Here is a 23,221-nt window from a genome sequence, read left to right as displayed (position 1 = left end):
ATAGCGAGAGGGAAACGCCCGGTCACATTCCGAACCCGGAAGCTAAGCCTCTCAGCGCCGATGGTACTGCAAGGGGGACCTTGTGGGAGAGTAGGACGCCGCCGGACTCAATTTAGTAAGAAGATGTGGCCATCGGCCCTCCATCGAGAACTCGTAGGGGAGACCCTCGTTCTCGGGAGGCCGGTGGCTACTTCTGTTTCTGCCGCACCTCGCTCGACTCGTGCGCTCGTTCGTGATGGACTGGGTGCACGCGTACGGGCGGGACAGTGCGGCGCCGACACACACAACGACACAGCGGACGATGGCCTGGGCGAGCGCTCGGGCACGCAATGAGGAGCAACGGTGGCGAACGACGACGATCAGCGGCGGAACGACGGCGATCGTGGAGACCGACGAGGTCGCGATGGCGACCGGTCCCCTCGGCGTGACGGTGGGAACCGTTGGTCGTCCGGGCCGCGCGACTTCGAGCGCCGCGAGGGCGACCGGCGCGATGGTCCCCGGCGCGACGCTCCCCGGCGCGATGGGGATCGTCCTGCTCGGGATGCTGGTTCGTCCCGTGACGGGGCGCGCTCCTACCGGGACGGCGATCGTCCGTTCCGCGATGGTGGCCGGCGGCCCGCCTGGCGTGGTGACCGTGACGACTCGAGTCGTCCTCCTCGTGGTGACGGTCCGCGCAGCTCGGATCGTCCTGCTCGTGACGGGGATCGCCCGTTCCGTGGGGGTTCCGACCGTCCTCGTCGTGATGGTGACCGTCCGTTCCGGTCGGATCGTCCGGCTCGTGATGGGGACCGTCCGTTCCGGTCGGACCGTCCGGCTCGTGATGGCGACCGTCCGTTCCGGTCGGACCGTCCGGCTCGTGATGGCGACCGTCCGTTCCGGTCGGACCGTCCGGCTCGTGATGGCGACCGTCCGTTCCGGTCCGATCGCCCCGCTCGTGATGGCGACCGTCCGTTCCGTGGGGGTGCCGACCGTCCGCGTCGCGATGGTGACCGCCCCTTCCGTGGTGGCGATGACCGTCCGCGTCGTGATGGTGACCGTCCGTTCCGCTCGGACCGTCCCGCTCGTGATGGCGACCGACCCCGTCGTGATGGGGATCGTCCGTTCCGCTCGGACCGTCCGGCTCGTGATGGCGACCGACCCCGTCGTGACGGGGATCGTCCGTTCCGCTCGGACCGTCCCGCCCGTGACGGCGACCGTCCGCGTCGTGACGGGGACCGTCCGTTCCGCGGGGGCCAGGACCGTGACCGCGGCGGCCGCGACGATCGTCAGCGCTTCGGCGACGGCAGCCGTCACGCCGGTGCGCGGTTCGGTGAGGCCTCGCGGGACGACTGGGAGGACCGCGACCCCTACGGCACCAAGTCGATCCGCCCCCGCCACGAGGACCCGGAGATCCCCGAGGACATCCAGGCACGCGATCTCGACAAGGTCGCCCGGGCGGAGCTCAAGACGCTCAGCAAGGACAACGCCGACTGGGTCGCCCGTCACCTCGTGGCCGCGGCACTCCTGGTCGACGAGGACCCCGAGACCGCGAACCAGCACGCACTGAGCGCGGCTCGTCGAGCCGGCCGGGTCGGCGTCGTCCGTGAGACAGCGGCCATCACGGCGTACCGCCTCGGTGACTTCGCGACGGCGCTGCGAGAGCTCCGGACCTACCGACGCATCTCCGGCCGGAACGACCAGCTGCCGATGATGGTCGACTGCGAGCGTGGTCTCGGCCGTCCCGAGCGGGCGCTCGAGCTCGGCCGGTCGGTCGACCGCGCGGCGCTGGACACGGCCGTGCAGGTCGAGCTCGCCATCGCCATGTCCGGTGCGCGCCTCGACCTCGGGAATCCCACAGCCGCACTCGGCGAGCTGGAGATTCCACAGCTCGACCCGTCCACTGCCTACAGCTGGTCCCCGGCGCTCTACAGTGCTTACGCGGCCACGCTCGAGGAGCTCGGCCGTCAGGACGAGGCCGACGAGTGGTGGGCCCGTGTCGATCGTGCGGCAGCGGCCCTGGCCGAGGTCGCCGACGAGAACGCTTGGGAGACAGTTGATGTGGTCGAGGAAACGCTCGAAGTCGAAGGACCCGCAGACGAGCTCGCCGGAGCCGTCGACGACGAGCCCGACGACGAGCTCGCCGACGAGCCCCTCGGTGACGAGCCCGACGACGACGAACCGGTCGGAGACGAGCCCGGCGAGATCGACGACGACAACCCCTCCGACGTCGACGGGTCCGCAGCCGACTGACGTGCCGAAGCCGCCGACGGACGGTGTGGACGTCGTCCTCACCGACCTCGACGGCGTCGTGTACCGCGGCCGCAACGCGATCCCGCACGCGGTCGAGGCGCTGACCCGTGCCTCCCTGACCGCCCGCGTCGGCTACATCACGAACAACGCATCGCGCCGCCCAGTCGACGTCGCCGAGCACCTCGAGCGGTACGGGCTCGAAGTGTCCGAGGACGACGTTGTGACCTCGTCGCAGGCCGGCGTCCGGCTGCTCGAGACGCTCGTCCCCGCGGGTGCGACGGTGCTCGTCACGGGTGGTCTGGGGCTGACGAGCATCGTCGAGGCAGCGGGCTTCACCGTGACGTCCAGCGCCGAGGACTCGCCGGCCGCGGTCATCCAGGGGTTCTCCCCGGACCTCGGGTGGACGCACCTCGCCGAGGCGTCCTTCGCCCTGGCCGACCCGGACGTGCCGTGGGTCGCGACGAACATGGACTGGTCGATCCCGGTCGAGCGCGGCATCGCGCCCGGCAACGGCACGCTCGTGTCCGCCGTGCACCAGGCCGTCGGTCGGATGCCCGTGGTCGCCGGCAAGCCCGAGCGGCCGATCTTCGACGCAGCCCTCGCGCGCTTCGGTGGTGAGCACCCGTTGTTCATCGGCGACCGCCTCGACACGGACATCAAGGGCGCGAACGACGCCGGCATCCCCAGCGTCCTCGTCCTCACCGGGATCGACAAGGCCAAGCAGGTCCTCGCGGCCGACCAGCGGTCGCGTCCCACCTACATCCTCGGCGACCTCCGTGGCCTGTCCGAGCCCTACCCGGTGACGATCCGACGGGAAGACCCGGACGGTACCCGCTACGCCACGGTCGGTTCGGTCACGGTGGCGATGCGCGGCCACGTCGTGCGGGTGCTCGACGACGGCGACGCGATCGACCTGCTCCGCGCCGGGACCGCCCTCATCTGGGAGTCCGGGCTCGCGATCTACGGGCTCGACGTCGACCCGAAGCTGTACGGCGGCGAGTAGCGTGACCGAGGTGTCGAACGACGAGCGGGACCCCGAGCGTGACGCCCGCCCGGGCGATCCGGACCAGGTGCGGACGGACGACCATGCCGTGACGGACGACTTCGGGCAGCGCACCGCCGCGGCCGAATCGCTGCCGCTGGCCGAGCGCGCCGATGCGTTCTCCGCGCTGCACGACGAACTGCGGACCCGTCTCGAGAGCGGCGGCAGCACGAGTGCCTGACGAGCACGGCAACGGCGACGAGACACTGCAGGACGAACGGCCCGTCCGGCTCGATGCCCTCCTCGCTTCCCGCGGGCTCGCGAAGTCCCGCACGGCAGCGTCGAAACTGATCCAGGACGGCCGCGTGACCGTGGCCGGCACCGCGGTCGTCAAGCCGTCGGCGCCGGTGCGACCGTCGGCCCCGATCCACGTCGCCGGTGCGGATGAATGGGTGTCGCGTGCTGCGCTGAAGCTCCTCGGCGCGCTCGACACGTTCGGCGTCGATCCGTCGGACCGTGTCGCGCTCGACGTCGGTGCGAGCACCGGAGGGTTCACCCAGGTGCTCCTGAGCCGCGGCGCACGACGGGTGGTGGCGCTCGACGTCGGGCACGGGCAGCTCGACCCCGTCGTGGCGCTCGACTCCCGTGTCGCCGTCGTCGAGGGCACGAACGCGCGCAACCTCACGGCCGAGGCCTACCTCGCGCTCGACCCCGCCGCGGCCGAGACGAGCCTCGTGGTGGGGGACCTGTCGTTCATCTCGCTCCGGCTCGTCCTGCCGGCGCTGGTCGAGTCCGTCCCCGCCGACGACTTCGTCCTGCTCGTGAAGCCGCAGTTCGAGGTCGGCCGCGGCGGTGTCCGTGAGGGCATCGTCCGTGACCCGGCGCTCCGGAACGACGCGCTCATGAACGTCCTCTGGGCAGCGTGGGACCTCGGTCTGGGCACCTCGGGGCTCGCGGCGTCGCCGATCGTCGGCACGCACGGCAACCACGAGTACCTGGCGCGTTTCCAGCGGGATGTCGGTACCAATCCGACAGAATGGATCGTCCGGGCGACCGAACTGACGGAAGGGACGGCATGAGCGACGACCGGCACATCCTCCTGGTGTCCCACACGGGCCGCCGCGACTCGATCGACGCTGCGGTCGAGGTCTGCGACCTCCTGCACGCCGCCGGTCTCGTCCCGGTCATGCCGTTCGACGAGTACGCCGACATCCGCCGCGCCGAAGCCTCGGTCGGGCAGGTCGACATCCTCGGCGTCGACGTCCAGGCCGACCAGCTCGAGATCGTCATCGTGCTCGGTGGCGACGGCACGATCCTCCGCGCGGCCGAGCTCGTGCGCGGGACGGGCGCCCCGATCGTCGGCGTCAACCTCGGACACGTCGGGTTCCTCGCCGAGAGCGAGCGGGACGGGCTCCGGGCGACCGTCGAACGAGCCCTGTCCGGCGAGTACCACGTCGAGGAACGCGTCACCCTGCAGGTGGACGTCGTCGTCGGCAACGAGGTCGTCTACTCGTCCTGGGCGCTGAACGAGGCGACCATCGAGAAGGCCTCCCGGGAACGCATGCTCGAGGTCGTGACCGAGGTCGACGGCCGCCCGCTGTCCTCGTTCGGCTGCGACGGTGTCGTCGTGTCGACCCCGACCGGCTCCACGGCCTACTCGTTCTCCGGGGGCGGGCCGATCGTCTGGCCCGACGTCGACGCGCTCCTCATGGTGCCGCTGAGCGCCCACGCCCTCTTCGCGCGGCCGATCGTGGTCGGCCCGGACTGCACCCTCGCGATCGAGGTGCTGCGTCGCACGAGCGGTGTCGGCGTCCTGTGGTGCGACGGTCGACGCACGCACGACCTCCCTCCGGGTGCCCGCGTCGAGGTCCGGCGCTCGCCGGACCCGGTGCGTGTCGCCCGCCTCAAGGACGCCCCGTTCACCGATCGGCTCGTGGCGAAGTTCCAGCTCCCGGTCGCCGGGTGGCGCGGCCCGCAGCAGGACGACGAGGACACCCTGTGATCGAGGAGATCTCCATCTCCGACCTCGGGGTCATCGGCGAGACCACCCTCGAGCTCGGCCCCGGCTTCACCGTGGTGACCGGTGAGACCGGTGCGGGCAAGACGATGATCGTGACCGCGCTCGGGCTGCTCCTCGGCGCCCGTGCCGACGCGGGGTCCGTCCGCCGCGGCGCGTCGACCGCCGTGGTCGAGGGGCGCTGGCACGTGCCCGAGCACGACGCCGTCGCCGAACGTGTCGAGGACGCCGGTGGCACCGTCGAGGACGGCGAGCTCATCCTGACGCGCACGGTCTCCGCCGAAGGTCGCAGCCGCGCGACCGTCGGCGGTCGCAGTGCTCCCGTCGCGGTGCTCGGCGAGCTCGCGGACCAGCTGGTCACCGTGCACGGACAGTCGGACCAGATCCGGCTGACCTCGGCGACGGCTCAGCGTGCCGCACTCGACGGCTTCGGCGGTCCGGCGCTCGAGAAGGTCCTCGCGGCGTACGTGCGGGCCTACGACACCTGGCAGCAGCACACCGGCGAGCTCGAGACCCTCACCCGTGACCGTGACGACCGGGTGGCCGAGGCCGAACGCATCCGCGCGGCGTCCGACGAGATCGAGGCGGCGGACCCGCAGCCCGGCGAAGACGTCGAGCTGGCCGACCGTGCCGAGCGCCTGGGGAACCTCGAAGAACTCCGGTTGTCCGCGGGCCTCGCGCACGAAGCCCTCTCGAGCGAGTCGCTCGACGGCGTGCAGGACGTCGTGGGCCTCGTCGAGTCCGCTCGCCGGGCGATCGAGCGGGTCGCGGCGTCCGACGCCGAACTGCAGCCCGTGCTCGAGCAGCTCACGGAGCTCGGCATCCAGGCGTCCGAGGCCTCCGCGAGCCTGTCGAGCTACCTCGGCTCGCTCGAGCCCGACGCCGGCCACGACCTCGAACTCATCAACGAGCGGCGGGCGCTGCTCGCCGGCCTCACGCGCAAGTACGGCGAGACCGTCGACGACGTGATCGCCTACGGGCAGCGCGCGAGTGATCGGCTGCTCGAACTGGACGGCGACGACGACCGCATCGTGGCACTGCAGCAGGCGGTCGAGCAGGACGAGCAGACGCTCGCCGGCGCCGCCGCGGCCCTGACGACGGCACGGACCAAGGCGGCGAAGGACCTCGCCAAGCGCGTCACCGCCGAGCTGAAGTCCCTCGCGATGGCCGGGGCGACCCTCGTGGTCGAGCTCTCGGACGCGGGCGACTACCGGCGCCACGGCCGCGAACAGGTGTCGATCCTGCTGCAGCCGCACTCCGGTACCGACCCCCGGCCGATCGGCAAGGGTGCGTCGGGTGGCGAGCTCTCCCGCGTCATGCTGGCGATCGAGGTGGTCATGGCGGGCAGCACGACGGTGCCGACGTTCGTCTTCGACGAGGTCGACGCCGGCGTCGGCGGCGCGGCGGCGATCGAGATCGGTCGTCGTCTGGCGAAGCTCGCGGAACGCACGCAGGTCATCGTCGTGACGCACCTGGCGCAGGTGGCGGCGTTCGCGAACAACCACCTCAACGTCGTGAAGGACGCCAGCGGGGCGGTCACGTCGTCGAGCGTCCGTCGCCTCGAGGGCGAGGACCGTCTGCAGGAGATGGCGCGGCTCCTCTCCGGGCTCGGGGACAGCGCCAGCGGCATGGAGCACGCGCGCGAGCTGCTCGACGTCGCCGGCCAGAAGGCCTGATCGCGTCGCCGCACGCCGATCCAGGAGGCGCGGCTCGCGCCCGCCTCGCACCGGGCGGCGGACCTCGCCGCACGGCGCGACCACGGCCCGGAGACCCGGCCACACGCCCGACGCAACGCCCACGGCGAACCGAGGTCGCGCCTCCTGGCAGTTCTGACGTACGATGGAATCCCGTGGCGGACACTCTCAGCGGCGGAACCAATTCTTCGAACGCGACCCCGAAGGTGACGAAGCAGATCTTCGTGACCGGCGGGGTCGTCTCGTCCCTCGGCAAGGGCCTGACGGCGGCCAGCCTCGGCAACCTCCTCACGGCTCGCGGCCTCAAGGTCGTCATGCAGAAGCTCGACCCGTACCTCAACGTGGACCCGGGCACCATGAACCCGTTCCAGCACGGCGAGGTCTTCGTGACCGACGACGGCGCGGAGACGGACCTCGACATCGGGCACTACGAGCGCTTCCTCGACATCAACCTGTCGCAGTCCGCGAACGTCACGACCGGCCAGGTCTACTCGACGGTGATCGCGAAGGAGCGTCGGGGCGAGTACCTCGGCGACACCGTGCAGGTCATCCCGCACATCACCGACGAGATCAAGCGCCGGATGCGCGAGCAGGCGCAGAACGACCCGCAGCCCGACGTCATCATCACCGAGGTCGGCGGCACGGTCGGCGACATCGAGTCCCAGCCCTTCATCGAGTCAGCGCGGCAGGTCCGCCACGAGCTCGGCCGTAACAACGTGTTCTTCGTGCACGTGTCGCTCGTCCCGTTCATGAACGCCTCGGGCGAGCAGAAGACGAAGCCGACGCAGCACTCGGTGGCCGCACTCCGCTCGATCGGCATCCAGCCGGACGCGCTGGTCCTGCGGAGCGACCGTCCGGTGTCGGATTCGAACAAGAAGAAGATCGCGCTGATGTGCGACGTCGACGAGGACGCCGTGGTGAACGCGGTGGACGTGCCGTCGATCTACGACCTCCCGACCCTGCTGAACAACCAGGGCCTCGACCAGGTCATCGTCGACGCGCTCGGGCTCGCGGCGGGTCCGGTCGACTGGACCTCGTGGACCCCGGTCCTGCGTGCCGTGCACGAGCCGAAGAAGGACGTCACGATCGCCCTGGTCGGCAAGTACATCGACCTGCCGGACGCGTACCTGTCGGTCACCGAGGCGCTCCGTGCGGGTGGCTTCGCGCACGACGCGAAGGTCACGCTGAAGTGGGTCGTGTCCGACGACTGCACCACGCCCGAGGGTGCGGCGAAGCAGCTCGGCGACGTCGACGGCATCTGCATCCCCGGCGGGTTCGGCGTGCGCGGCATCGAGGGCAAGCTCGGCGCACTGCGGTTCGCGCGTGAGCAGGGCATCCCGACGCTCGGCCTCTGCCTCGGCCTGCAGTGCATGGTCATCGAGTACGCCCGGCACGAGGTCGGCCTGACCGACGCGTCGAGCACCGAGTTCGACCCGGAGACCTCGACGCCGGTCATCGCGACCATGGCGGAGCAGGTGGACATCATCGCGGGCGGCGACCTCGGCGGGACCATGCGCCTCGGCCTCTACCCGGCGACGTTCACCGAGGGGTCGCTCGCGGCGTCGCTGTACGGGGCTCCCGAGGCGTCCGAGCGGCACCGTCACCGCTACGAGGTGAACAACAAGTACCGCCAGCAGATCGCGGACGCCGGCCTGGTGTTCTCGGGCACGTCGCCCGACGGCACGCTGGTGGAGTACGTCGAGTTGCCGCGCGAGGTGCACCCGTTCTACATCGCGACGCAGGCGCACCCCGAGCTGCGCTCGCGTCCGACGGACGCGCACCCGCTGTTCGCGGGGCTCGTCGGTGCCGCGATCGAGCGGCACGAGGCGTCGAGCCTCTTCGACCCGCAGGAAGAGGAGCAGGTCGCGTAACGCGAGTGGTCTCTGACTGGAGGCGCGGTGCCAGCTGGCACCGTCCTCCCTCGAAGGCTCGGTCGGCGCGCCCCGCGCAACGCTTCGCGTTGCCGCCGAGCGGGGCGCGCCAGTGCCAGGATGGTCGCGTGACTGACGCACCCATCGCTGACGAACCCGCCTCGTTCGAGGTCACCGAGTCCACCGTCGTGTACGAGGGCGCCGTCTGGGACGTGCGCCGCGACAGCATCGCGTACCACGACGAGACGATGGTGCGGGAGTACATCGACCACACCGGTGCCGTCGCGGTCTACGCCGAGGACGACGAGGGCCGCGTGCTCGTCATCCAGCAGTACCGGCACCCGGTGCGGATGCGCGACTGGGAGCTGCCGGCGGGGCTGCTCGACATGGCGGGCGAGGACCACCTGACCGCGGCACAGCGCGAGCTGGCGGAGGAGGCCGACCTCGAGGCCGACGACTGGGAGCCCCTCGTCACCTACAACACCTCGTCCGGCGGCAGCGACGAGTTCCTGCAGATCTACCGCGCCCGTGGGGTGCGCGCGACCGCGACGGCGTTCGACCGCGAAGCGGAAGAGGCCGACATCGTGAAGCGGTGGGTGCCCCGGGCCGAGCTGGTGGAGGCGATCCTCGACGGTCGGCTGCACAACTCCGGGCTCGTCGTGGCCGTGCTCGCGGTGGACGCGCTCGAGCGGGGTGCCGCATGAGCCTCGCGGCGCTGCTCGACCAGGGGCAGTGGACGCACGAGCCCGCGGCGGCCACGCTCGACGGCGAGGTCCTGCGGGTGACGGCCGTCGAGGGCAGTGACGCCTGGCGCACCACCTCGTACGGGTTCGTGCACGACTCCGAGCACGCGCTGCTCCGCCCGGTCGACGGGGCGTTCTCGGTCGAGGTGTCGTTCGTGCTCGACTACACGGAGCAGTTCGACCAGGCGGGGGTGTTCCTGCGGGTCGACGAGCGGAACTGGATCAAGGCCGGCGTCGAGTTCGCCGACGGGACGCCCCAGGTCGGAGCCGTCGTCACGCGCGATGCGTCGGACTGGTCGGTGGCGCCCGTGCCGGAGTGGACCGGTCGGGTCGTCACGGTCCGGGCCAGCCGCGACGGCGACGCCGTGACGATCCGGGCGTGGGCGGACGACGAGCCGCCGCGGCTCGTGCGGGTGGCGTACCTCGACCCCGACGCCCGCGTGTCGGCGGGGCTGCTCTGTGCGGCACCGTCCCGCGCGGGACTGACCGTCGCCTTCACCGGGTTCCGCGTGGGGGAGCCGGACGGGTCGCTGCACTGACGCTCCCCGAGCGGCGCTAGCCTCGTGGAGTGATCCCGTTCGAGCGTGCCACGGAGACGTACCTGCGGCACATCGCGATCGAGCGGGGGCTCTCGCAGCACACGCTGTCGGCCTACCGGCGGGACCTGCTGACGTTCGCGGAATGGCTCGCGACGGCTCCGGTCGTGGAGTCGAACGGCGCCGACCGTGCCGGGGGACCGGCGGTGCTCGACGACGTCGGGAGGATCGCGCGCGCGGACCTCGCGGGGTTCGTCGAGCACCTCGCGACCCGACCGTCCGGCCCGCTCGCGCCGAGGTCGGTGGCACGCATGCTCAGCTCGGTGCGGTCGTTCACCGCGTTCGCCGCCGGCGAGGGGTGGCTCCAGCTCGACCCCGGCGCATCCGTGCGGCCGCCGAAGGCCCCGATGCGGCTGCCGAAGGCGATCTCCGTGCACGACATGGAGCGGTTGCTCGGGGCCGCGTCCGCCGGGTCGCCCGACGGTGCCGCCGACGACCTCGTGGGGCTGCGGGACCGGGCGTTGCTCGAACTCCTCTACGCCACGGGAGCGCGCATCTCGGAGGCCGTCGGGCTCTCTGTCGACGACGTGACGACGCTGTCGGACGGCTCCGGTGACCTCGACGACGGGCTGTCCGTCGTCAAGGTCACCGGCAAGGGCAACAAGCAGCGGGTGGTGCCGCTCGGCAGTTTCGCGCGAGCGGCGATCGACGCGTACCTCGTGCGGGCGCGGCCGGTGTTCGCGGCACGGGGAGCGTCGACGCCGGCGCTGTTCCTCGGCGCCCGGGGCGCACGGCTGTCACGGCAGAGTGCGTGGCTCGTGATCCAGGCGGCAGCGGAGCGTGCGGAGCTCTCCGAGCACGTGTCGCCGCACACGTTCCGGCACTCGTTCGCGACGCACCTGCTCGAGGGGGGAGCGGACGTGCGGGTCGTGCAGGAGCTGCTCGGGCACGCGAGCGTGGCGACGACGCAGATCTACACGATGGTGACGGCGGACATGCTGCGGGACGTGTACCAAACGGCGCACCCGCGGGCGCGGCGTACTTCGTGAGCAGGAACGGTCGGGTCGCCTGACGGCACCCGACCATTCCTGCTCACGAAGTCAGAACAGGTGGAACTGCGCGGACGCCGCCACGGCAGCGGACGCCACCGCGAGGACCAGGGCGCTCGCCGAAGCACTGCGCGCCAGCACCCGCCAGCCCCCGGTCGCCCCCGGCCACGCGACGCCGAGCAGCCCCGCCACGATCGCCGCCGCACTGCTCGCTCCCCAGGGGTTCACCACCACGGAGGCCACCGCGAGCAGCACCGCCAGGGTCGAGAACGCACTGAACCGGTGGACGCCGGAGCCCCCGGACGCCCAGGAACGCGTCCGGATCGCCGCCGGCTGCACCGAGAACGACGGTCCGACGGGTGCGACGACCACCGGGACGATCGGCTCGGTCCGGCTCGGCAGCACCCGTGTCGCCGCTCCCCAGGCACGCCCGTCCCACCAGCGCAGGCGGCTCGCGTCCTGCGGATCGGGGAACCAGCCGGCGGCCGGCAGCGTCACGGGGTGCTCCTCGGGGTGCGTGGGAAGGTGCACGTCGACGCTACGGGAGTGCGGGAAGCGGCCACAGTCCCAGCCCGGGTGTCGGCAGGAAGGGGGACCACCCGCGTGCAGTAGCGTCGAGCGGGTGACCTCGACGCTCGACGACTTCTGGCGTGACCGGCGCGACGAGCGACCGGAGTTGCCGACGGCCCTGCCGGAGGCGTGGTCGTTCGGCGCGACGCCGGCGCAGGCGGACGATCTGCTCGACCTCGTGCTGCGCGGGGTGAAGGACGGGACGGCGTCGTCGTTCTGGGACTACGAGGCGTCCGGGGACCGCGTGCCGGAGGTCGGGGACATCGGCATCGTCACGGACTCCACCGGGGCACCGCGGGCGGTCGTCGAGACGACGAGCGTCCGGATCGTCCCCTTCGACGAGGTCGATGCGGTCCACGCCCGGGCCGAGGGGGAGGGCGACCGGACGCTCGCGCACTGGCGCCGGGTGCACGAGGCGTACTGGCGCGCGCACTCGGAGGACCCGCGCGGGTTCGATCCGCGGATGCCGGTCGTGTGCGAACGCTTCCGGCTCGTCTGGCCCGCACCCGCACCGGCGCCGACCCCGCCCGCACCGGCGACGACCCCGCCCGCACCGGCGACGACCGCGCCCGCACCGGCGACGACCGCGCCCGCACCGGCGACGACCCCGCCGGCCCCGCCGACCCCGGACCCGACCGCCGTCGCCTGACCGCCCGTCAGGCCGGGACGGGCGCCGCGTCCACCTCGCGCATGACGTCCTTCACCGAGGCGAGCAGCCGGGCGTTGAACTCGACGCCGAGCTGGTTCGGCACGGTGACGAGCACGGTGTCGGCAGCCCGCACGGCCTGGTCCGCCGCGAGTTCGGCCACCAGGTCCTCCGGGGACCCGATGTACGACCGGCCGAACCGGGCGAGCCCGCCGTCGAGGTGCCCGACCTGGTCCTGGCCCTCGACCTGTGCCCGGACACCGAAGTAGTGCCGCGACTCGTCGTCGATGATCGGGATGATGCTGCGGGACACCGAGACCCGAGGGGTCCGCTCCCAGCCGGACTCGGCCCAGACCCGACGGAAGCGTTCGATCTGCTCGGCCTGGAGCTCGTCGAACGGCACACCGGTGTCCTCGGTCAGCAGGGTCGACGACATGAGGTTCATGCCCTGCTCGGCCGTCCACTCCGCGGTGGCCCGGGTGCCGGCGCCCCACCAGATGCGGTCGCCGAGCGAGTCGGAGAGCGGCGAGATCGGCAGGGACCCGACCGAGCCGGTCATCTGCGGGTTCGCGTTCGCCATCGGTTCACCGGCGATCGCCCGTCGGAACACCGACGTGTGCGCCCGCGCCATGTCCCCGCCGTTCTCGTCGGAGGCGTCCGGCACGTAGCCGAACTGCTGGTAACCGGCGAGGGCGGTCTCGGGTGAGCCCCGGGAGACCCCGAGCTGCAGTCGACCACCGGAGATGAGGTCGGTCGCAGCCGCCTCTTCCGCCATGTACAGCGGGTTCTCGTAGCGCATGTCGATGACGCCGGTGCCGATCTCGATGCGGCTGGTCTTCGCTGCGATCGCGGAGAGCAACGGGAAGGGCGCCGCCTGCTGGGGCGCGAAGTGGTGGACGCGGAAGTACGCGCCGTCGACGCCCGCCTCCTCGGCGGCGACCGCGAGGTCGATCGCCTGGACCAGGGCCTCACGACCGCTGCGCACCTTCGACCCCGGCACGTCGCGCCAGTGTCCGAACGACAGGAACCCGATCTTCGTCATGTCGATACGAACGCATCCGACAGCACGGCCATTCCGGGCCGACTACGGTGTCCGGCATGGACGACCCTCGCCAGGCACTGGTCGCGGAGCGGGCGCGCAACGAGCGGCTCCTCGCGGACGTCGAGCGGAGCATGCGGGACGTCAGCGACGCCCGGCAGGACGCCAACTCCGACGACGAGCACGACCCCGAGGGCGCGACCCTCGCCTGGGAGCGCGGCTCGCTCGGCGCCGTGCGGGACGACGCCCGCGCGCGGATCCGGTTGGTGGACGCCGCGCTCGCGCGGCTCGACGCCGGGACCTACGGCCGCTGTGCCATCGGTGGGGAACCGATCCCGGAGGCGCGCCTCGCCGCCGTCCCGTGGGCCGCGACCTGCGTGGCGCACGCGTGACGAGCCTCCTGGCCCACACCGTCTGACGGGAGGCGCGGGTCGCCCCCGCCACGCGCCTCCCGTCACGGACGCACCGCACGTCCACCGCGCGCGCCGCGGTTTCCCAGCCGCGCGCCCTACATTGCGGCACATGGAAGGCGACCCGAACGACCGGACCGACGCGGTCGAACGTGCCGAGACGCCGCACCGGCGGTTCCAGTGGTTCCACGACGTCCGCGCCTGGATCCACGCGCGTCCCCACCTGCACCTCTTCTACAAGGTGCTCGTCGGGATCGTCGGCGGGCTCGTCGTCGTGATCGGGCTGATCCTCGTGCCGCTGCCCGGGCCGGGGTGGCTGGTGGTCTTCATCGGGCTCACGATCCTCGCGAGCGAGTTCCACTTCTTCCACCGGATCATCACGTGGCTCCGTGCCCAGCTGCACCGCTTCTGGGACTGGGCGAAGGCGCACGGGCCGCAGTGGCTCCGGAACGCCGCCGACCGCGGCAAGGCGGACGTCGACGCGGCGCACACCGGTGCTGCTCGGACGGTCGGGGTGCGCGGGCGCGGCGCGAAGCGGGCGCGGCCTGGGCACTGAACCGCGCGCCGGTCGCGCCTACTCGGCGGGGGACACCCAGACCGAGCCGGTGCAGGTGCGCTCGAGCACCTCGGCGGCCTGCTCCTCGACGGCGGCGGCGTCCCGCGACACGAGCTGCAGCACGAGGGCGACGACCGCGGCGAGGACGATGAACGCCCCGTACCCGGCGATGACCGGCACGAGCCCCACGGTCGGCTCGAGCAGCCCTCCGACGACGGCCGGCACGCCGAACGCCAGGTAGCTCACGACGTAGATCGTGGAGAGCAGCCCCGCCCGGTGCGTCGGTGCCGCGGTGGCGAGCAGCATCCGCAGCGGTGCCTGGAACCCGGCGCCGAAGCCCACGCCCGCGATCGCACTGCCCACGACGAGGCCGGGCAGGGAGTGCGCCATCACGAACGCCACCGTGACGATCGGTCCGAGCACGAGGGCGACCAGGCCGATCAGGACCGCGCGACGGGCGTCCATCCGCTGCGTCGCGAGGCCGGTCAGCGCGCCGACCCCGGTGACGACGGCGATCAGGGCCCCGGCGGCGAAGTGGTTCGTGATGCCGAAGACCGCGCCGAGCGCCGAGGGGACGAGCGACAGGAACATCCCGCCGAGGGCCCAGCTCGCGATGAGCGATCCGGCGACGCTGCGGAACAGCCGCCGCGAGGACCGGGGCACGCTGATCCGGGGGACCAGGGAGCGGAGGGCACCCGGTCGCGGGGTGACCCGCTCGGGGACGACGACGAGTGCGATCACCATGAGGACGAGCAGCGCGCCGAAGAGCAGGTACACGAGCTGCTCGGGCGCGGGACCCCACTGCACGAGGGCGCCGCTCGACATCGCACCGGTCGCGAGGGCGATCGGCGGGATGACGCCGTTCAGCACCCCGGCGAGGGTGGGGAAGCGCTCGAGCGGGTTGTCGATGAGTGCCGCTCCGAGGGCGCCGATGAGCAGTCCGACGGAGACGCCCTGCACGATGCGGTCCACGATCAGTGCGCCGACACCGTCCGCGACCGCGAAGAGCCCGAGGGACAGTGCGACGCCGAGGCCGCCGACGACGAGCACGGGCTTGCGGCCGACGTGGTCGGACAGGCGCCCGGCGACGAGCAGGCTGGCCAGCAGCCCCGCGACGTAGATGGCGAACACGCCGGTGAGCATGAGCGGGGTGAGGTGCCACTCCGCGGCGTACACGGGGTAGATCGGCGAGGGGACCGCCGACGAGGCGACGGACACGAGGAGCATCGCCGCCAGGATCCAGAACCCGGCGACCGAGCGAGCTGACTGCGCCATGTGCGCCACCTTCCGTTGCGAGCGGGACAGTACGAAGAGAGTCGTACAGTATCGAGTCGTGCTGTACGACGCAAGTCGTACTACGAGCGGAACGGTGGTAGCGTCCCGTCCATGCCCGCGACCGTGGATGCTCCCGAACACCTGCCGCAGCCGACCGTGGCCGAGATGGACCTGCCGGTCGTGATGGACGCCCTGAGCGACCCGATCCGGCTCGCGATCCTGCACCGCTACCTCGTCGACGCCGCCGGTGGCATCCGCAGCTGCGGCTGGGTCGGCATCGACCGGCCGAAGTCCACGCTGACCCACCACTTCCGCGTCCTGCGCGAGGCCGGGCTCCTCGAGCAGCACCAGGAGGGGCTCACCCGGTCGAGCCGCGTCCGCATCGAGGACGTCGAGGAGCGGTTCCCCGGGCTCCTCGACCTCGTGTTCGCGTGGGAGGTCCCCGCTGCGCTCATGCGCACGGACCTCGTCGAGGGCGCCGCGTGAACGCCGCCTCCGCCGCGTCCGCCCGGACCCCGCACACGCTCCCGACGATCGGCGCCGACGCCGCCGTCACAGACGCGCTGCGCCAGGACCTGACCGACGCCGGGTTCACGGTCGAGCGCGTCGACGCCCTGTGGGGCGCCGAGGCCGCCGCGTCGCTCCACCGCGGTTCGCGCGTCGCGGCGCTCCGGGCGCTCGCCGCCCGCGACACGACACCGCTCGGCACCCTCGCGACGCTCTTCGTGCTCGGGCTCCCGGTCCGTCGTGCCGACGCTGACGCCGCGTTCCCGTCCGCCAGCGTGCAGTCCGTCGAAGCGAGCGGTCTGGTCCGCGTCGACGCCGACTCCGTCGCTCCCGCCGTGGACCTCCGCCCCTACGCCTTCGTCGACGACATCGGCGCCGGCAGCTGGTGGATCGTCTCGGACCTCGGCGAACTCGCACTCGGAACGGCCCTCGGCGAGGAGCACGTCCTCGGCATCGGCGGTGCCACCACGACGCTCTCCGGCCTGCAGGTCCCCGTGCCCGTCCGTCGCGTGCTCGACCTCGGCACCGGCTGCGGCATCCAGGCGATACACGCCCGACGTTTCGCCGACGAGGTCGTCGCCACCGACATCTCCCGCCGGGCACTCGACATCGCCCGGTTCAACGCACAGCTCAACGGCATCGACGGCATCGAGTTCCGCTTCGGCTCCCTGTTCGAACCGGTCGCGGGCGAGCGCTTCGACCGCATCGTCTCGAACCCGCCGTTCGTCATCACACCCCGCAGCGAGGGCGTTCCTGCCTACGAGTACCGCGACGGCGGCATGGTCGGCGACGCCCTCGTCGAGACCGTCCTCACCGGACTCGGCGAGCACCTCGAACCCGGCGGGACCGCGCAGCTGCTCGGCAACTGGGAGTACCACTGGGGCACGGACGGCCTCGATCGCGTGCGGTCCTGGTTCGAGCGCGCCGACACCGACGGGCTCGGGCTCGACGCCTGGGTCGTCGAGCGGGAACGGCAGGACCCGACGGCCTACGCCGAGACGTGGATCCGGGACGGCGGGACGAAGCCCGGGACGCCCGAGTTCGACCGGCTGGTCGGCGCGTGGCTCGACGACTTCGCGGACCGTCGGGTGACCGGCGTCGGCTTCGGGTACGTCGTGGTCCGGAAGCCCCGGCCGGGAGGCGCGGCCCACCTCCGCCGCTTCGAGCGCGTCCCCGAGACGCTCGGCTCCAACCCCGCGGGTCTCGGCGCGACGGTGGCGCGGGTCCTCGACGCGGCCGCGTGGCTCGCCGCGCACGACGACGTCGCGCTCGCCGCCGCCCACCTCGCGGTCGCCGGCGACGTCACCGAGGAGCGCTTCTACTGGCCGGGCAACGACGACCCGACCGTGATGACGCTCGTGCAGGGCGGCGGACTCGGACGCCGCGTGGACGCCGACACCGCGCTCGCCGCGTTCGTCGGGGCCTGCGACGGGGAGCTGTCGGTGGCGGCGATCGTCGGCGCCCTCGCGCAGATCACCGGGGTGGACGAGCAGGTGCTCGCCGCCGACCTGCTGCCGGCGGCGCGCGACCTGGTGCTCGACGGCCTGCTCGTCCCGGCCGCCTGACGATCAGGCGCGGTGGTCGCGCCAGCTGTGCTCGGGGGCGTAGCCGAGCAGCTCGCGGGCCTTCTCCGACGAGAGCAGCGAGCTGACGCCGTCGATGTCCGCGCGGCGCTCGATGTCCGGCACGTAGCGCTCGACGAGCTCGATCGTCGGGGTGTCCATGACGGTGTCCGGGCTCGCGATCACGAACGCCTCGAATCCGGTGAGCTCGGCCTCGAGGGCCTTGCGCACGGCCTGGGCGCCGTCGCGGGAGTCGATGTACGACCAGAGGTTGAACGTCTTCGCCTCGGGGGTGGCGTCCCAGGGGAACGCGGGGTAGTCGGTCTCGTCCATCACGTTCGAGAACCGCAGACCGATCATCTTCAGCTCCGGGTCCCAGCGGGTGAAGTGGCGGGCCATCTCCTCCTCCACCGCCTTGCCGAGCGAGTACGACGACTGCGGGCGCACCGCGAACTCCTCGTCGACGGGCAGGTACGGCGGGTGGTGCTCACCCATCGGGATGCCGAGCAGGGTCTCGCTCGACGCCCACACCAGGTTCTTGATCTTCGCGGCACGAGCGGCGTGGAAGACGTTGATCGACGACGTCACGTTGTTCGTGATGAGCGCGACGTCGGGGACCTGCCCCGGAGCGGGGACCGCCGCGAGGTGCACCACGGCGTCGACGTGGTCGTACCGGTCGTCGACGCCGAGCAGGACGTTCAGCACCTGGCCGTGGTCGGTGAGGTCGGTGCGGACGAACTGCACCCGTTCGGGCTTGTCGGGGAAGGGCACGCGGTCGACCAGGACCACGTCGTACCCGTGCGCATCGAGGTCGCGGACCACCGCTCGCCCGAGCTTCCCACTGCCGCCGGTCACCACTACACGCGTCATCGCGTCACTCCACATCGTCGTCGGGTCGCCCTCGCGGGCTGGCTCCATCCTGCCCGGCGCGACCTGACCCGACCAGGCCCTGTCCGTACCCCGTTGCCCGGGGTCAGGCGGTGGGGGCGACCTGGGCGATCGCGAGCCGTGCGACGAGCTCGACGTGCTGCGCCATGTCCCGCGACGGGTCGAACAGCCACTGGATCTGCATGCCGTCCGAGACCGCGAGCAGCACGCTCGTCAGTTCCTCGACGTCGACGTCCACGCGGAGTCGTCCGTCCTCCTGCATGGCGCGGAAGTCGGAGGACAGGTCGCGGCGGCTGCGCTCGTAGCGCTCGCGGAAGTACTCGTGCGCCGGGTGCTCCGGGTCGGTCGCGGCTGCGGCGGAGAGGTTGACGAACATCTGCACGAGGCCGGGGACCTCGGCGTTGTGCCGCACGATCGCGGCGAGCAGCGCTGCCGGGTCCGAGGCGTGCCAGTCGTGCTGCAGGTCGATCTCGTCGCGGCGCCGCAGGATCTCGACCCAGAGCTCGTCCTTCGAGTCGAAGTAGTGCAGCAACCCGGCCTGCGTCAGCCCGACGGCATCGGCGATGTCCTTGATGCTCGTGCGACGGAAGCCCTGCGACGCGACGAGGTCGAGCGCCGTCGTGAGGATCTCCTCGCGCTTCGCGATGCCCTTCGCGTACGAACCCCGTCGTGCCATGGCAGGACTGTACCGCTCTCGGCGACCGCCCAGAAAACCTAGCCCCGGTTGGTTTTGGTGTTACGGTGGCACGAGCCGCCGACGAAGGCGTGCGAGTCGCCGACGCAGGCGGCGTCCCCGAGAAGAGGTTGCAGTGGCCAACGATGCCCTGACCGTCAACGACACCCCGACCGCCGTCGCCCCCACGCGCGGCCGGGGGAATCCGCTCATGTACACGCTCGGCATGCCGATCGCGATGCTCGGCCTGTACATCGCGCTGCTGCCGCCGGTGCTCGTCGCCATGGCGCTGAAGGTCGCCGAGATCGCGCCGGACAACCAGGCGGGCGTGCTCGGCCTGGCACTCGGTGTGGGCGCGTTCGCCGCGATGGTCGCCAACCCCCTTGCCGGTCGCTTCAGCGATCGGACTGCCGGGAGGCTCGGCATGCGTCGTCCGTGGATCATCGGTGGCACCGTGGTCGGCTTCGCGGGCCTCGTGGTCGTCGCGACGACCACCTCGACCGTCGTGCTGGTCCTCGCGTGGGGCGTCACGCAGATCGCCTACAACGCCACGATCGCGGCGCTGACCGCCGTCATGCCGGACCACGTCACGCGCTCCCAGCGCGGCCGGGTCGCGGCGCTGCTCGGGCTCTCCCAGAACCTCGCGCTCGTCGGCGGCACGTTCCTCGTGCAGCTCTTCTCGACCTCGGCGACGCAGATGATCATCCCCGGCGCGATCGGGTCGATCGTCGTCGTGCTCTACGCGCTCGTGTTCCGCGACCGCGTGCTCACCAACCGGCCGACGTCGAAGCTCAGCGTCGGGCAGGTCTTCGGGTCGTTCGTGTTCAACCCGGTGAAGCACCCCGACCTCGGCTGGGCCTGGCTGACCCGCTTCCTCATGGTCGCCGCGCAGTACACCGCGGTGAGCTACCTGACCTACTTCCTGCGCGACGACATCGGCGTCGAGTCCGAGCACGTCGCGAACGCGGTGTTCCAGGGCACGCTGTGGAACGTCGTGGGGATCGTCCTCACGTCCCTCGTCGCCGGGTGGCTGTCCGACAGGCTCGGCCGCCGAAGGCTCTTCGTCGCCGTGGCCGGTGTCGTCGGCGTGGTGGGCCTCGTGCTCATCGCGCTCGCGCCGTCGCTCGGCATGGTGCTCGTCGGGGAGTTCGTGATGGGCGCCGGGATGGGTGTCTTCTACGCCGTCGACCTCGCCCTCATCACCGACGTGCTCCCCTCCGACGAGGACAACGCGAAGGACCTCGGCGTGGTGAACATCGCGCAGGCCCTGCCGCAGTCGATCGTCCCCGCCTCCGCCCCCGGCGTGATCGCCCTCACCGGCGGGTACAGCGGCTTCTTCATCACCGGCGCCGTCGTCGGACTGCTCGGCATCGCCTCGGTGTCCCGCATCCGCGGCGTGCGCTGACCACCTGTTCTGGCTCTGAACGAAAGGACCGACCACCGTGACTACCGTGGACGACGTGACAACTGCCTCCAGTACGGCCGAGCGCATCGAGGCGCTCGTCGGCCAGCTGACCACCGACGAGAAGGTCCAGCTCCTGACGGGGCGCGACTTCTGGACCACCTGGCCGATCGAGAAGATCGGGCTGCGCCGCATCCTGATGTCGGACGGCCCGTCGGGCGTCCGCGGTGAGGTCTGGGACGAGCGCGACCCGTCGCTGAACCTGCCGTCCGCGACGGCGCTGAGCGCCTCGTGGGACCGCGCGATCGCGAAGCGCTACGGCGCCGCAGCGGCCGTCGAGGCCCGCCGCAAGGGCGTCGACGTCGTCCTCGGCCCGACCATCAACCTGCACCGCTCGCCCCTCGGCGGCCGGCACTTCGAGGCGTTCAGCGAGGACCCGGTGCTCACCGGCGACCTGGCGGCGTCGTACGTCGAGGGCGTGCAGGAGAACGGCGTCGCCGCGACCCCGAAGCACTACATCGCGAACGACTACGAGACCGACCGCTTCACCGCGTCCACCGAGGTCTCCGACCGTGCCCTGCGGGAGCTCTACCTGCTCGCGTTCGAGAAGGCCGTGACCGAGGCGCACGCCTGGGCGATCATGTCGTCGTACAACTCGATCAACGGCGTCACCGCGTCCGAGAACGAGCTGCTCGAGACCCCGCTGAACTCCGAGTGGGGCTTCGACGGCATCGTCGTCTCCGACTGGACCGGTGTCCGCTCGGTCGACTCGGCGAAGGCGTCCCAGGACGTCGCGATGCCCGGGCCGAACCAGTGGTGGAGCGAGGGGCCGCTGCTCGCCGCCGTGCAGTCCGGCGACGTGCCGATCGAGGCGATCGACCGCAAGGTCCGCCGCATCCTCACCCTGGCCGCCCGCGTGGGCGCACTCGAGGGCTTCGAGCCCGTGGCCGCGCAGCCCGTGCACGTCGAGGACGGCGTCGCGTTCGTCCGCGAAGCCGAGGCCGAGGGCACCGTCCTCGTCCGCAACACCGGCGTGCTGCCGCTCGACGCGCCCGCCGTCTCCCGCATCGCCGTCATCGGCCACAACGCCGACCAGGCCCGCACGCAGGGCGGTGGCTCGGCCACGGTCGTGCCGTCGCAGGTCGTCTCGCCGCTCGACGGGATCCGTTCGGCGTTCCCGGGTGCCACGGTGGACTACGCGATCGGTGCCGTCGTACAGGAGGGAATCGCGGAGTTCCCGCTGTCCACCATCACCAACCCCGGCACCGGCGAGCCCGGCGCCCGCGTCGCCTTCGTGCGCGACGGGACCGAGCTGTACGTCGAGGACCGCCGCGCCACCGCGCTGTTCTGGTTCGGCGGCGACGCCCCCACGCGCGAGGCCGACCGGCTCGACATCACCACGACCTACACCGCGCCGTCCACCGGCACGGTCCGGATCGGCATCGGTGCAGCGGGCCGCTCGCGCATGTGGATCGACGGCGAGCTCGTGCTCGACGAGGACGTCCCGTTCGAGGGCGACCAGCTCGGCGCAGCGTTCCTCAACCCGCCGGCACGCTCGGTGCCCGTGTCGGTGACGGCCGGCCAGGACGTCGCGATCCGCATCGAGTACGACGTCATCCAGGACGAGACCCTCGGCGGCGTGCTCGCGTACCAGTTCGGCACCGAGCCGAGCGACGAGGACCCGTCGGTGCTGATCGACGCGGCCGTGGCCGCCGCACGTGGCGCCGACTTCGCCGTCGTCGTGGTCGGGACCAACTCGAAGGTCGAGTCCGAGGGCTACGACCGCTCCTCGCTCGCGCTCCCCGGGCACCAGGACGACCTGGTCCGTGCGGTCGCCGCGGCGAACCCGAACACCGTGGTCGTCGTGAACGCCGGCTCGCCGGTCGAGATGCCGTGGCGGAACGACGTCGCCGCGGTCCTGCTCACGTGGTTCGGCGGACAGGAGTACGGCAACGCGCTCGCCGACGTCCTCACCGGTGCTCGCGAGCCGGGCGGCCGTCTGCCCACCACCTGGCCGGTCACGATGGCGGACGTGCCCGTGCTGGACGTCACCCCGGTCGACGGCAAGGTGTCCTACGACGAGGGCGTGCACATCGGCTACCGGGCCTGGCTCCGCGCGGGCACCGAGCCGGCCTACCCGTTCGGCCACGGACTCGGCTACACGACCTGGACGATCGACGGCGTCACCGCGACGCCGACCGTCCGCGAGGGCGACGCGGTCATCGTCACCGCGACCGTGGCGAACACGGGCGACCGGGCCGGCAAGCACGTCGTGCAGGTCTACGCCTCGCGGGAGTCCTCGGCGGTCGACCGTCCGGTCCGCTGGCTCGTCGGCTTCGCGCCCGTGCGGCTCGACGCGGGGGAGTCCATCGAGGTCTCGATCGAGGTCCCGGCCCGGGCGTTCGCGCACTGGGACGGTGCATGGGCCCACGAGTCCGGCACCTTCACGCTGCACGTCGGCGCATCGGTGTCGGACGAATCCGGCACCGTGACGGTCCAATCCGCGTGAAGTCGTCCGGTTTCCGCGCTGACGCCGTGATCATTCAGTAACATCGATCTGCGCCAGGCGGCT

Annotated in this window: 22 protein-coding genes and 1 rRNA gene; 18 read left to right on the top strand and 5 right to left on the bottom strand. The window is 71.9% G+C overall.

The window, feature by feature from the left end; genetic code table 11:
- The 11 genes from rrf to WFH25_RS16730 form a co-directional block, all read left to right on the top strand.
- Positions 1 to 107, top strand: a 5S ribosomal RNA gene (gene rrf / locus WFH25_RS16780); the annotation flags it as partial.
- Between the two features lie 1,381 nt (positions 108 to 1,488).
- The gene (locus tag WFH25_RS16775) at positions 1,489 to 2,229 is read left to right on the top strand and encodes a hypothetical protein (RefSeq protein ID WP_336698649.1); all 741 of its coding nucleotides are present in this window, start codon (positions 1,489 to 1,491) and stop codon (positions 2,227 to 2,229) included.
- A gap of 1 nt (position 2,230) precedes the next feature.
- A complete protein-coding gene (locus tag WFH25_RS16770) occupies positions 2,231 to 3,232 on the top strand; it encodes an HAD-IIA family hydrolase (protein WP_336698648.1) in 1,002 nt (333 codons plus the stop codon).
- Positions 3,233 to 3,242: 10 nt separating this feature from the next.
- Positions 3,243 to 3,452, top strand: a complete 210-nt coding sequence (locus tag WFH25_RS16765; RefSeq protein WP_139199341.1) for a hypothetical protein — start codon at positions 3,243 to 3,245, stop codon at positions 3,450 to 3,452.
- On the top strand, positions 3,445 to 4,290 hold the full coding sequence (locus WFH25_RS16760) for a TlyA family RNA methyltransferase (RefSeq protein WP_336698647.1): 846 nt from the start codon (positions 3,445 to 3,447) through the stop codon (positions 4,288 to 4,290). Before WFH25_RS16765 ends, WFH25_RS16760 begins: the two co-directional genes overlap by 8 nt.
- A complete protein-coding gene (locus WFH25_RS16755) occupies positions 4,287 to 5,213 on the top strand; it encodes an NAD kinase (RefSeq protein ID WP_070417894.1) in 927 nt (308 codons plus the stop codon). The genes WFH25_RS16760 and WFH25_RS16755 overlap by 4 nt, the downstream gene beginning before the upstream one ends.
- Positions 5,210 to 6,904 carry a DNA repair protein RecN gene (gene recN, locus WFH25_RS16750; protein WP_336698646.1) on the top strand — a complete coding sequence of 565 codons (1,695 nt, stop codon included), beginning with the start codon at positions 5,210 to 5,212 and terminating at the stop codon, positions 6,902 to 6,904. Before WFH25_RS16755 ends, recN begins: the two co-directional genes overlap by 4 nt.
- 173 nt (positions 6,905 to 7,077) lie before the next feature.
- Entirely contained in the window at positions 7,078 to 8,793 is a 1,716-nt protein-coding gene (locus WFH25_RS16745; RefSeq protein ID WP_336698645.1) for a CTP synthase, read from the top strand.
- Positions 8,794 to 8,921: 128 nt separating this feature from the next.
- Positions 8,922 to 9,497 (top strand): NUDIX domain-containing protein, encoded by a 576-nt coding sequence (locus WFH25_RS16740; protein WP_070417897.1) that lies wholly within the window; start codon positions 8,922 to 8,924, stop codon positions 9,495 to 9,497.
- On the top strand, positions 9,494 to 10,075 hold the full coding sequence (locus tag WFH25_RS16735; RefSeq protein ID WP_336698644.1) for a DUF1349 domain-containing protein: 582 nt from the start codon (positions 9,494 to 9,496) through the stop codon (positions 10,073 to 10,075). The genes WFH25_RS16740 and WFH25_RS16735 overlap by 4 nt, the downstream gene beginning before the upstream one ends.
- Before the next feature lie 32 nt (positions 10,076 to 10,107).
- Positions 10,108 to 11,121: a site-specific tyrosine recombinase XerD gene (locus WFH25_RS16730; RefSeq protein ID WP_336698655.1), complete on the top strand. Its 1,014-nt coding sequence runs from the start codon at positions 10,108 to 10,110 to the stop codon at positions 11,119 to 11,121.
- 51 nt (positions 11,122 to 11,172) lie between these two features.
- Here the strand turns inward: WFH25_RS16730 and WFH25_RS16725 are convergent, their stop codons facing one another.
- Entirely contained in the window at positions 11,173 to 11,652 is a 480-nt protein-coding gene (locus WFH25_RS16725; protein WP_336698643.1) for a DUF2510 domain-containing protein, read from the bottom strand.
- Positions 11,653 to 11,743: 91 nt separating this feature from the next.
- Between WFH25_RS16725 and WFH25_RS16720 the strand changes: the two genes are divergently transcribed.
- A complete protein-coding gene (locus WFH25_RS16720; RefSeq protein ID WP_336698642.1) occupies positions 11,744 to 12,340 on the top strand; it encodes an ASCH domain-containing protein in 597 nt (198 codons plus the stop codon).
- 7 nt (positions 12,341 to 12,347) lie between these two features.
- On the opposite strand, the gene WFH25_RS16715 is transcribed toward WFH25_RS16720, so the two are convergent.
- The gene (locus WFH25_RS16715; RefSeq protein ID WP_267484136.1) at positions 12,348 to 13,379 is read right to left on the bottom strand and encodes an LLM class flavin-dependent oxidoreductase; all 1,032 of its coding nucleotides are present in this window, start codon (positions 13,377 to 13,379) and stop codon (positions 12,348 to 12,350) included.
- A 56-nt stretch (positions 13,380 to 13,435) separates the two neighbouring features.
- Between WFH25_RS16715 and WFH25_RS16710 the strand changes: the two genes are divergently transcribed.
- Positions 13,436 to 13,768 (top strand): TraR/DksA family transcriptional regulator, encoded by a 333-nt coding sequence (locus WFH25_RS16710; RefSeq protein ID WP_336698640.1) that lies wholly within the window; start codon positions 13,436 to 13,438, stop codon positions 13,766 to 13,768.
- 130 nt (positions 13,769 to 13,898) lie between these two features.
- Positions 13,899 to 14,342, top strand: a complete 444-nt coding sequence (locus WFH25_RS16705) for a TIGR02611 family protein (protein WP_070417903.1) — start codon at positions 13,899 to 13,901, stop codon at positions 14,340 to 14,342.
- An 18-nt stretch (positions 14,343 to 14,360) separates the two neighbouring features.
- Here WFH25_RS16705 and WFH25_RS16700 read toward each other — a convergent pair whose 3' ends face one another.
- On the bottom strand, positions 14,361 to 15,617 hold the full coding sequence (locus WFH25_RS16700) for an MFS transporter (RefSeq protein ID WP_336698639.1): 1,257 nt from the start codon (positions 15,615 to 15,617) through the stop codon (positions 14,361 to 14,363).
- A gap of 111 nt (positions 15,618 to 15,728) precedes the next feature.
- Between WFH25_RS16700 and WFH25_RS16695 the strand changes: the two genes are divergently transcribed.
- Positions 15,729 to 16,103 (top strand): ArsR/SmtB family transcription factor, encoded by a 375-nt coding sequence (locus tag WFH25_RS16695; protein WP_336698637.1) that lies wholly within the window; start codon positions 15,729 to 15,731, stop codon positions 16,101 to 16,103.
- Positions 16,100 to 17,689, top strand: a complete 1,590-nt coding sequence (locus WFH25_RS16690; RefSeq protein ID WP_442892427.1) for a DUF7059 domain-containing protein — start codon at positions 16,100 to 16,102, stop codon at positions 17,687 to 17,689. Before WFH25_RS16695 ends, WFH25_RS16690 begins: the two co-directional genes overlap by 4 nt.
- A gap of 3 nt (positions 17,690 to 17,692) precedes the next feature.
- Here WFH25_RS16690 and WFH25_RS16685 read toward each other — a convergent pair whose 3' ends face one another.
- Positions 17,693 to 18,556: an NAD-dependent epimerase/dehydratase family protein gene (locus tag WFH25_RS16685; RefSeq protein WP_070419385.1), complete on the bottom strand. Its 864-nt coding sequence runs from the start codon at positions 18,554 to 18,556 to the stop codon at positions 17,693 to 17,695.
- Between the two features lie 103 nt (positions 18,557 to 18,659).
- Positions 18,660 to 19,250, bottom strand: a complete 591-nt coding sequence (locus tag WFH25_RS16680; RefSeq protein ID WP_336698636.1) for a TetR/AcrR family transcriptional regulator — start codon at positions 19,248 to 19,250, stop codon at positions 18,660 to 18,662.
- A 133-nt stretch (positions 19,251 to 19,383) separates the two neighbouring features.
- Between WFH25_RS16680 and WFH25_RS16675 the strand changes: the two genes are divergently transcribed.
- The gene (locus WFH25_RS16675; RefSeq protein ID WP_336698635.1) at positions 19,384 to 20,652 is read left to right on the top strand and encodes an MFS transporter; all 1,269 of its coding nucleotides are present in this window, start codon (positions 19,384 to 19,386) and stop codon (positions 20,650 to 20,652) included.
- A 46-nt stretch (positions 20,653 to 20,698) separates the two neighbouring features.
- Positions 20,699 to 23,158: a glycoside hydrolase family 3 protein gene (locus WFH25_RS16670; RefSeq protein WP_336698634.1), complete on the top strand. Its 2,460-nt coding sequence runs from the start codon at positions 20,699 to 20,701 to the stop codon at positions 23,156 to 23,158.
- Positions 23,159 to 23,221 lie beyond the last annotated feature (63 nt).

It is taken from the genome of Curtobacterium sp. USHLN213 (assembly GCF_037144815.1).
GTDB lineage: Bacteria > Actinomycetota > Actinomycetes > Actinomycetales > Microbacteriaceae > Curtobacterium.
This window is presented reverse-complemented; position numbering and strand designations above follow the sequence as displayed.

Bases quoted from the DNA above. Each gene is read 5' to 3' on its own strand.
- WFH25_RS16710 (WP_336698640.1), top strand. From the start codon at position 13,436: ATGGACGACCCTCGCCAGGCACTGGTCGCGGAGCGGGCGCGCAACGAG.
- WFH25_RS16695 (WP_336698637.1), top strand. From the start codon at position 15,729: ATGCCCGCGACCGTGGATGCTCCCGAACACCTGCCGCAGCCGACCGTG.
- WFH25_RS16685 (WP_070419385.1), bottom strand. From the start codon at position 18,556: ATGACGCGTGTAGTGGTGACCGGCGGCAGTGGGAAGCTCGGGCGAGCG.
- WFH25_RS16700 (WP_336698639.1), bottom strand. From the start codon at position 15,617: ATGGCGCAGTCAGCTCGCTCGGTCGCCGGGTTCTGGATCCTGGCGGCG.
- WFH25_RS16755 (WP_070417894.1), top strand. From the start codon at position 4,287: ATGAGCGACGACCGGCACATCCTCCTGGTGTCCCACACGGGCCGCCGC.
- WFH25_RS16705 (WP_070417903.1), top strand. From the start codon at position 13,899: ATGGAAGGCGACCCGAACGACCGGACCGACGCGGTCGAACGTGCCGAG.
- WFH25_RS16680 (WP_336698636.1), bottom strand. From the start codon at position 19,250: ATGGCACGACGGGGTTCGTACGCGAAGGGCATCGCGAAGCGCGAGGAG.
- WFH25_RS16715 (WP_267484136.1), bottom strand. From the start codon at position 13,379: ATGACGAAGATCGGGTTCCTGTCGTTCGGACACTGGCGCGACGTGCCG.
- WFH25_RS16735 (WP_336698644.1), top strand. From the start codon at position 9,494: ATGAGCCTCGCGGCGCTGCTCGACCAGGGGCAGTGGACGCACGAGCCC.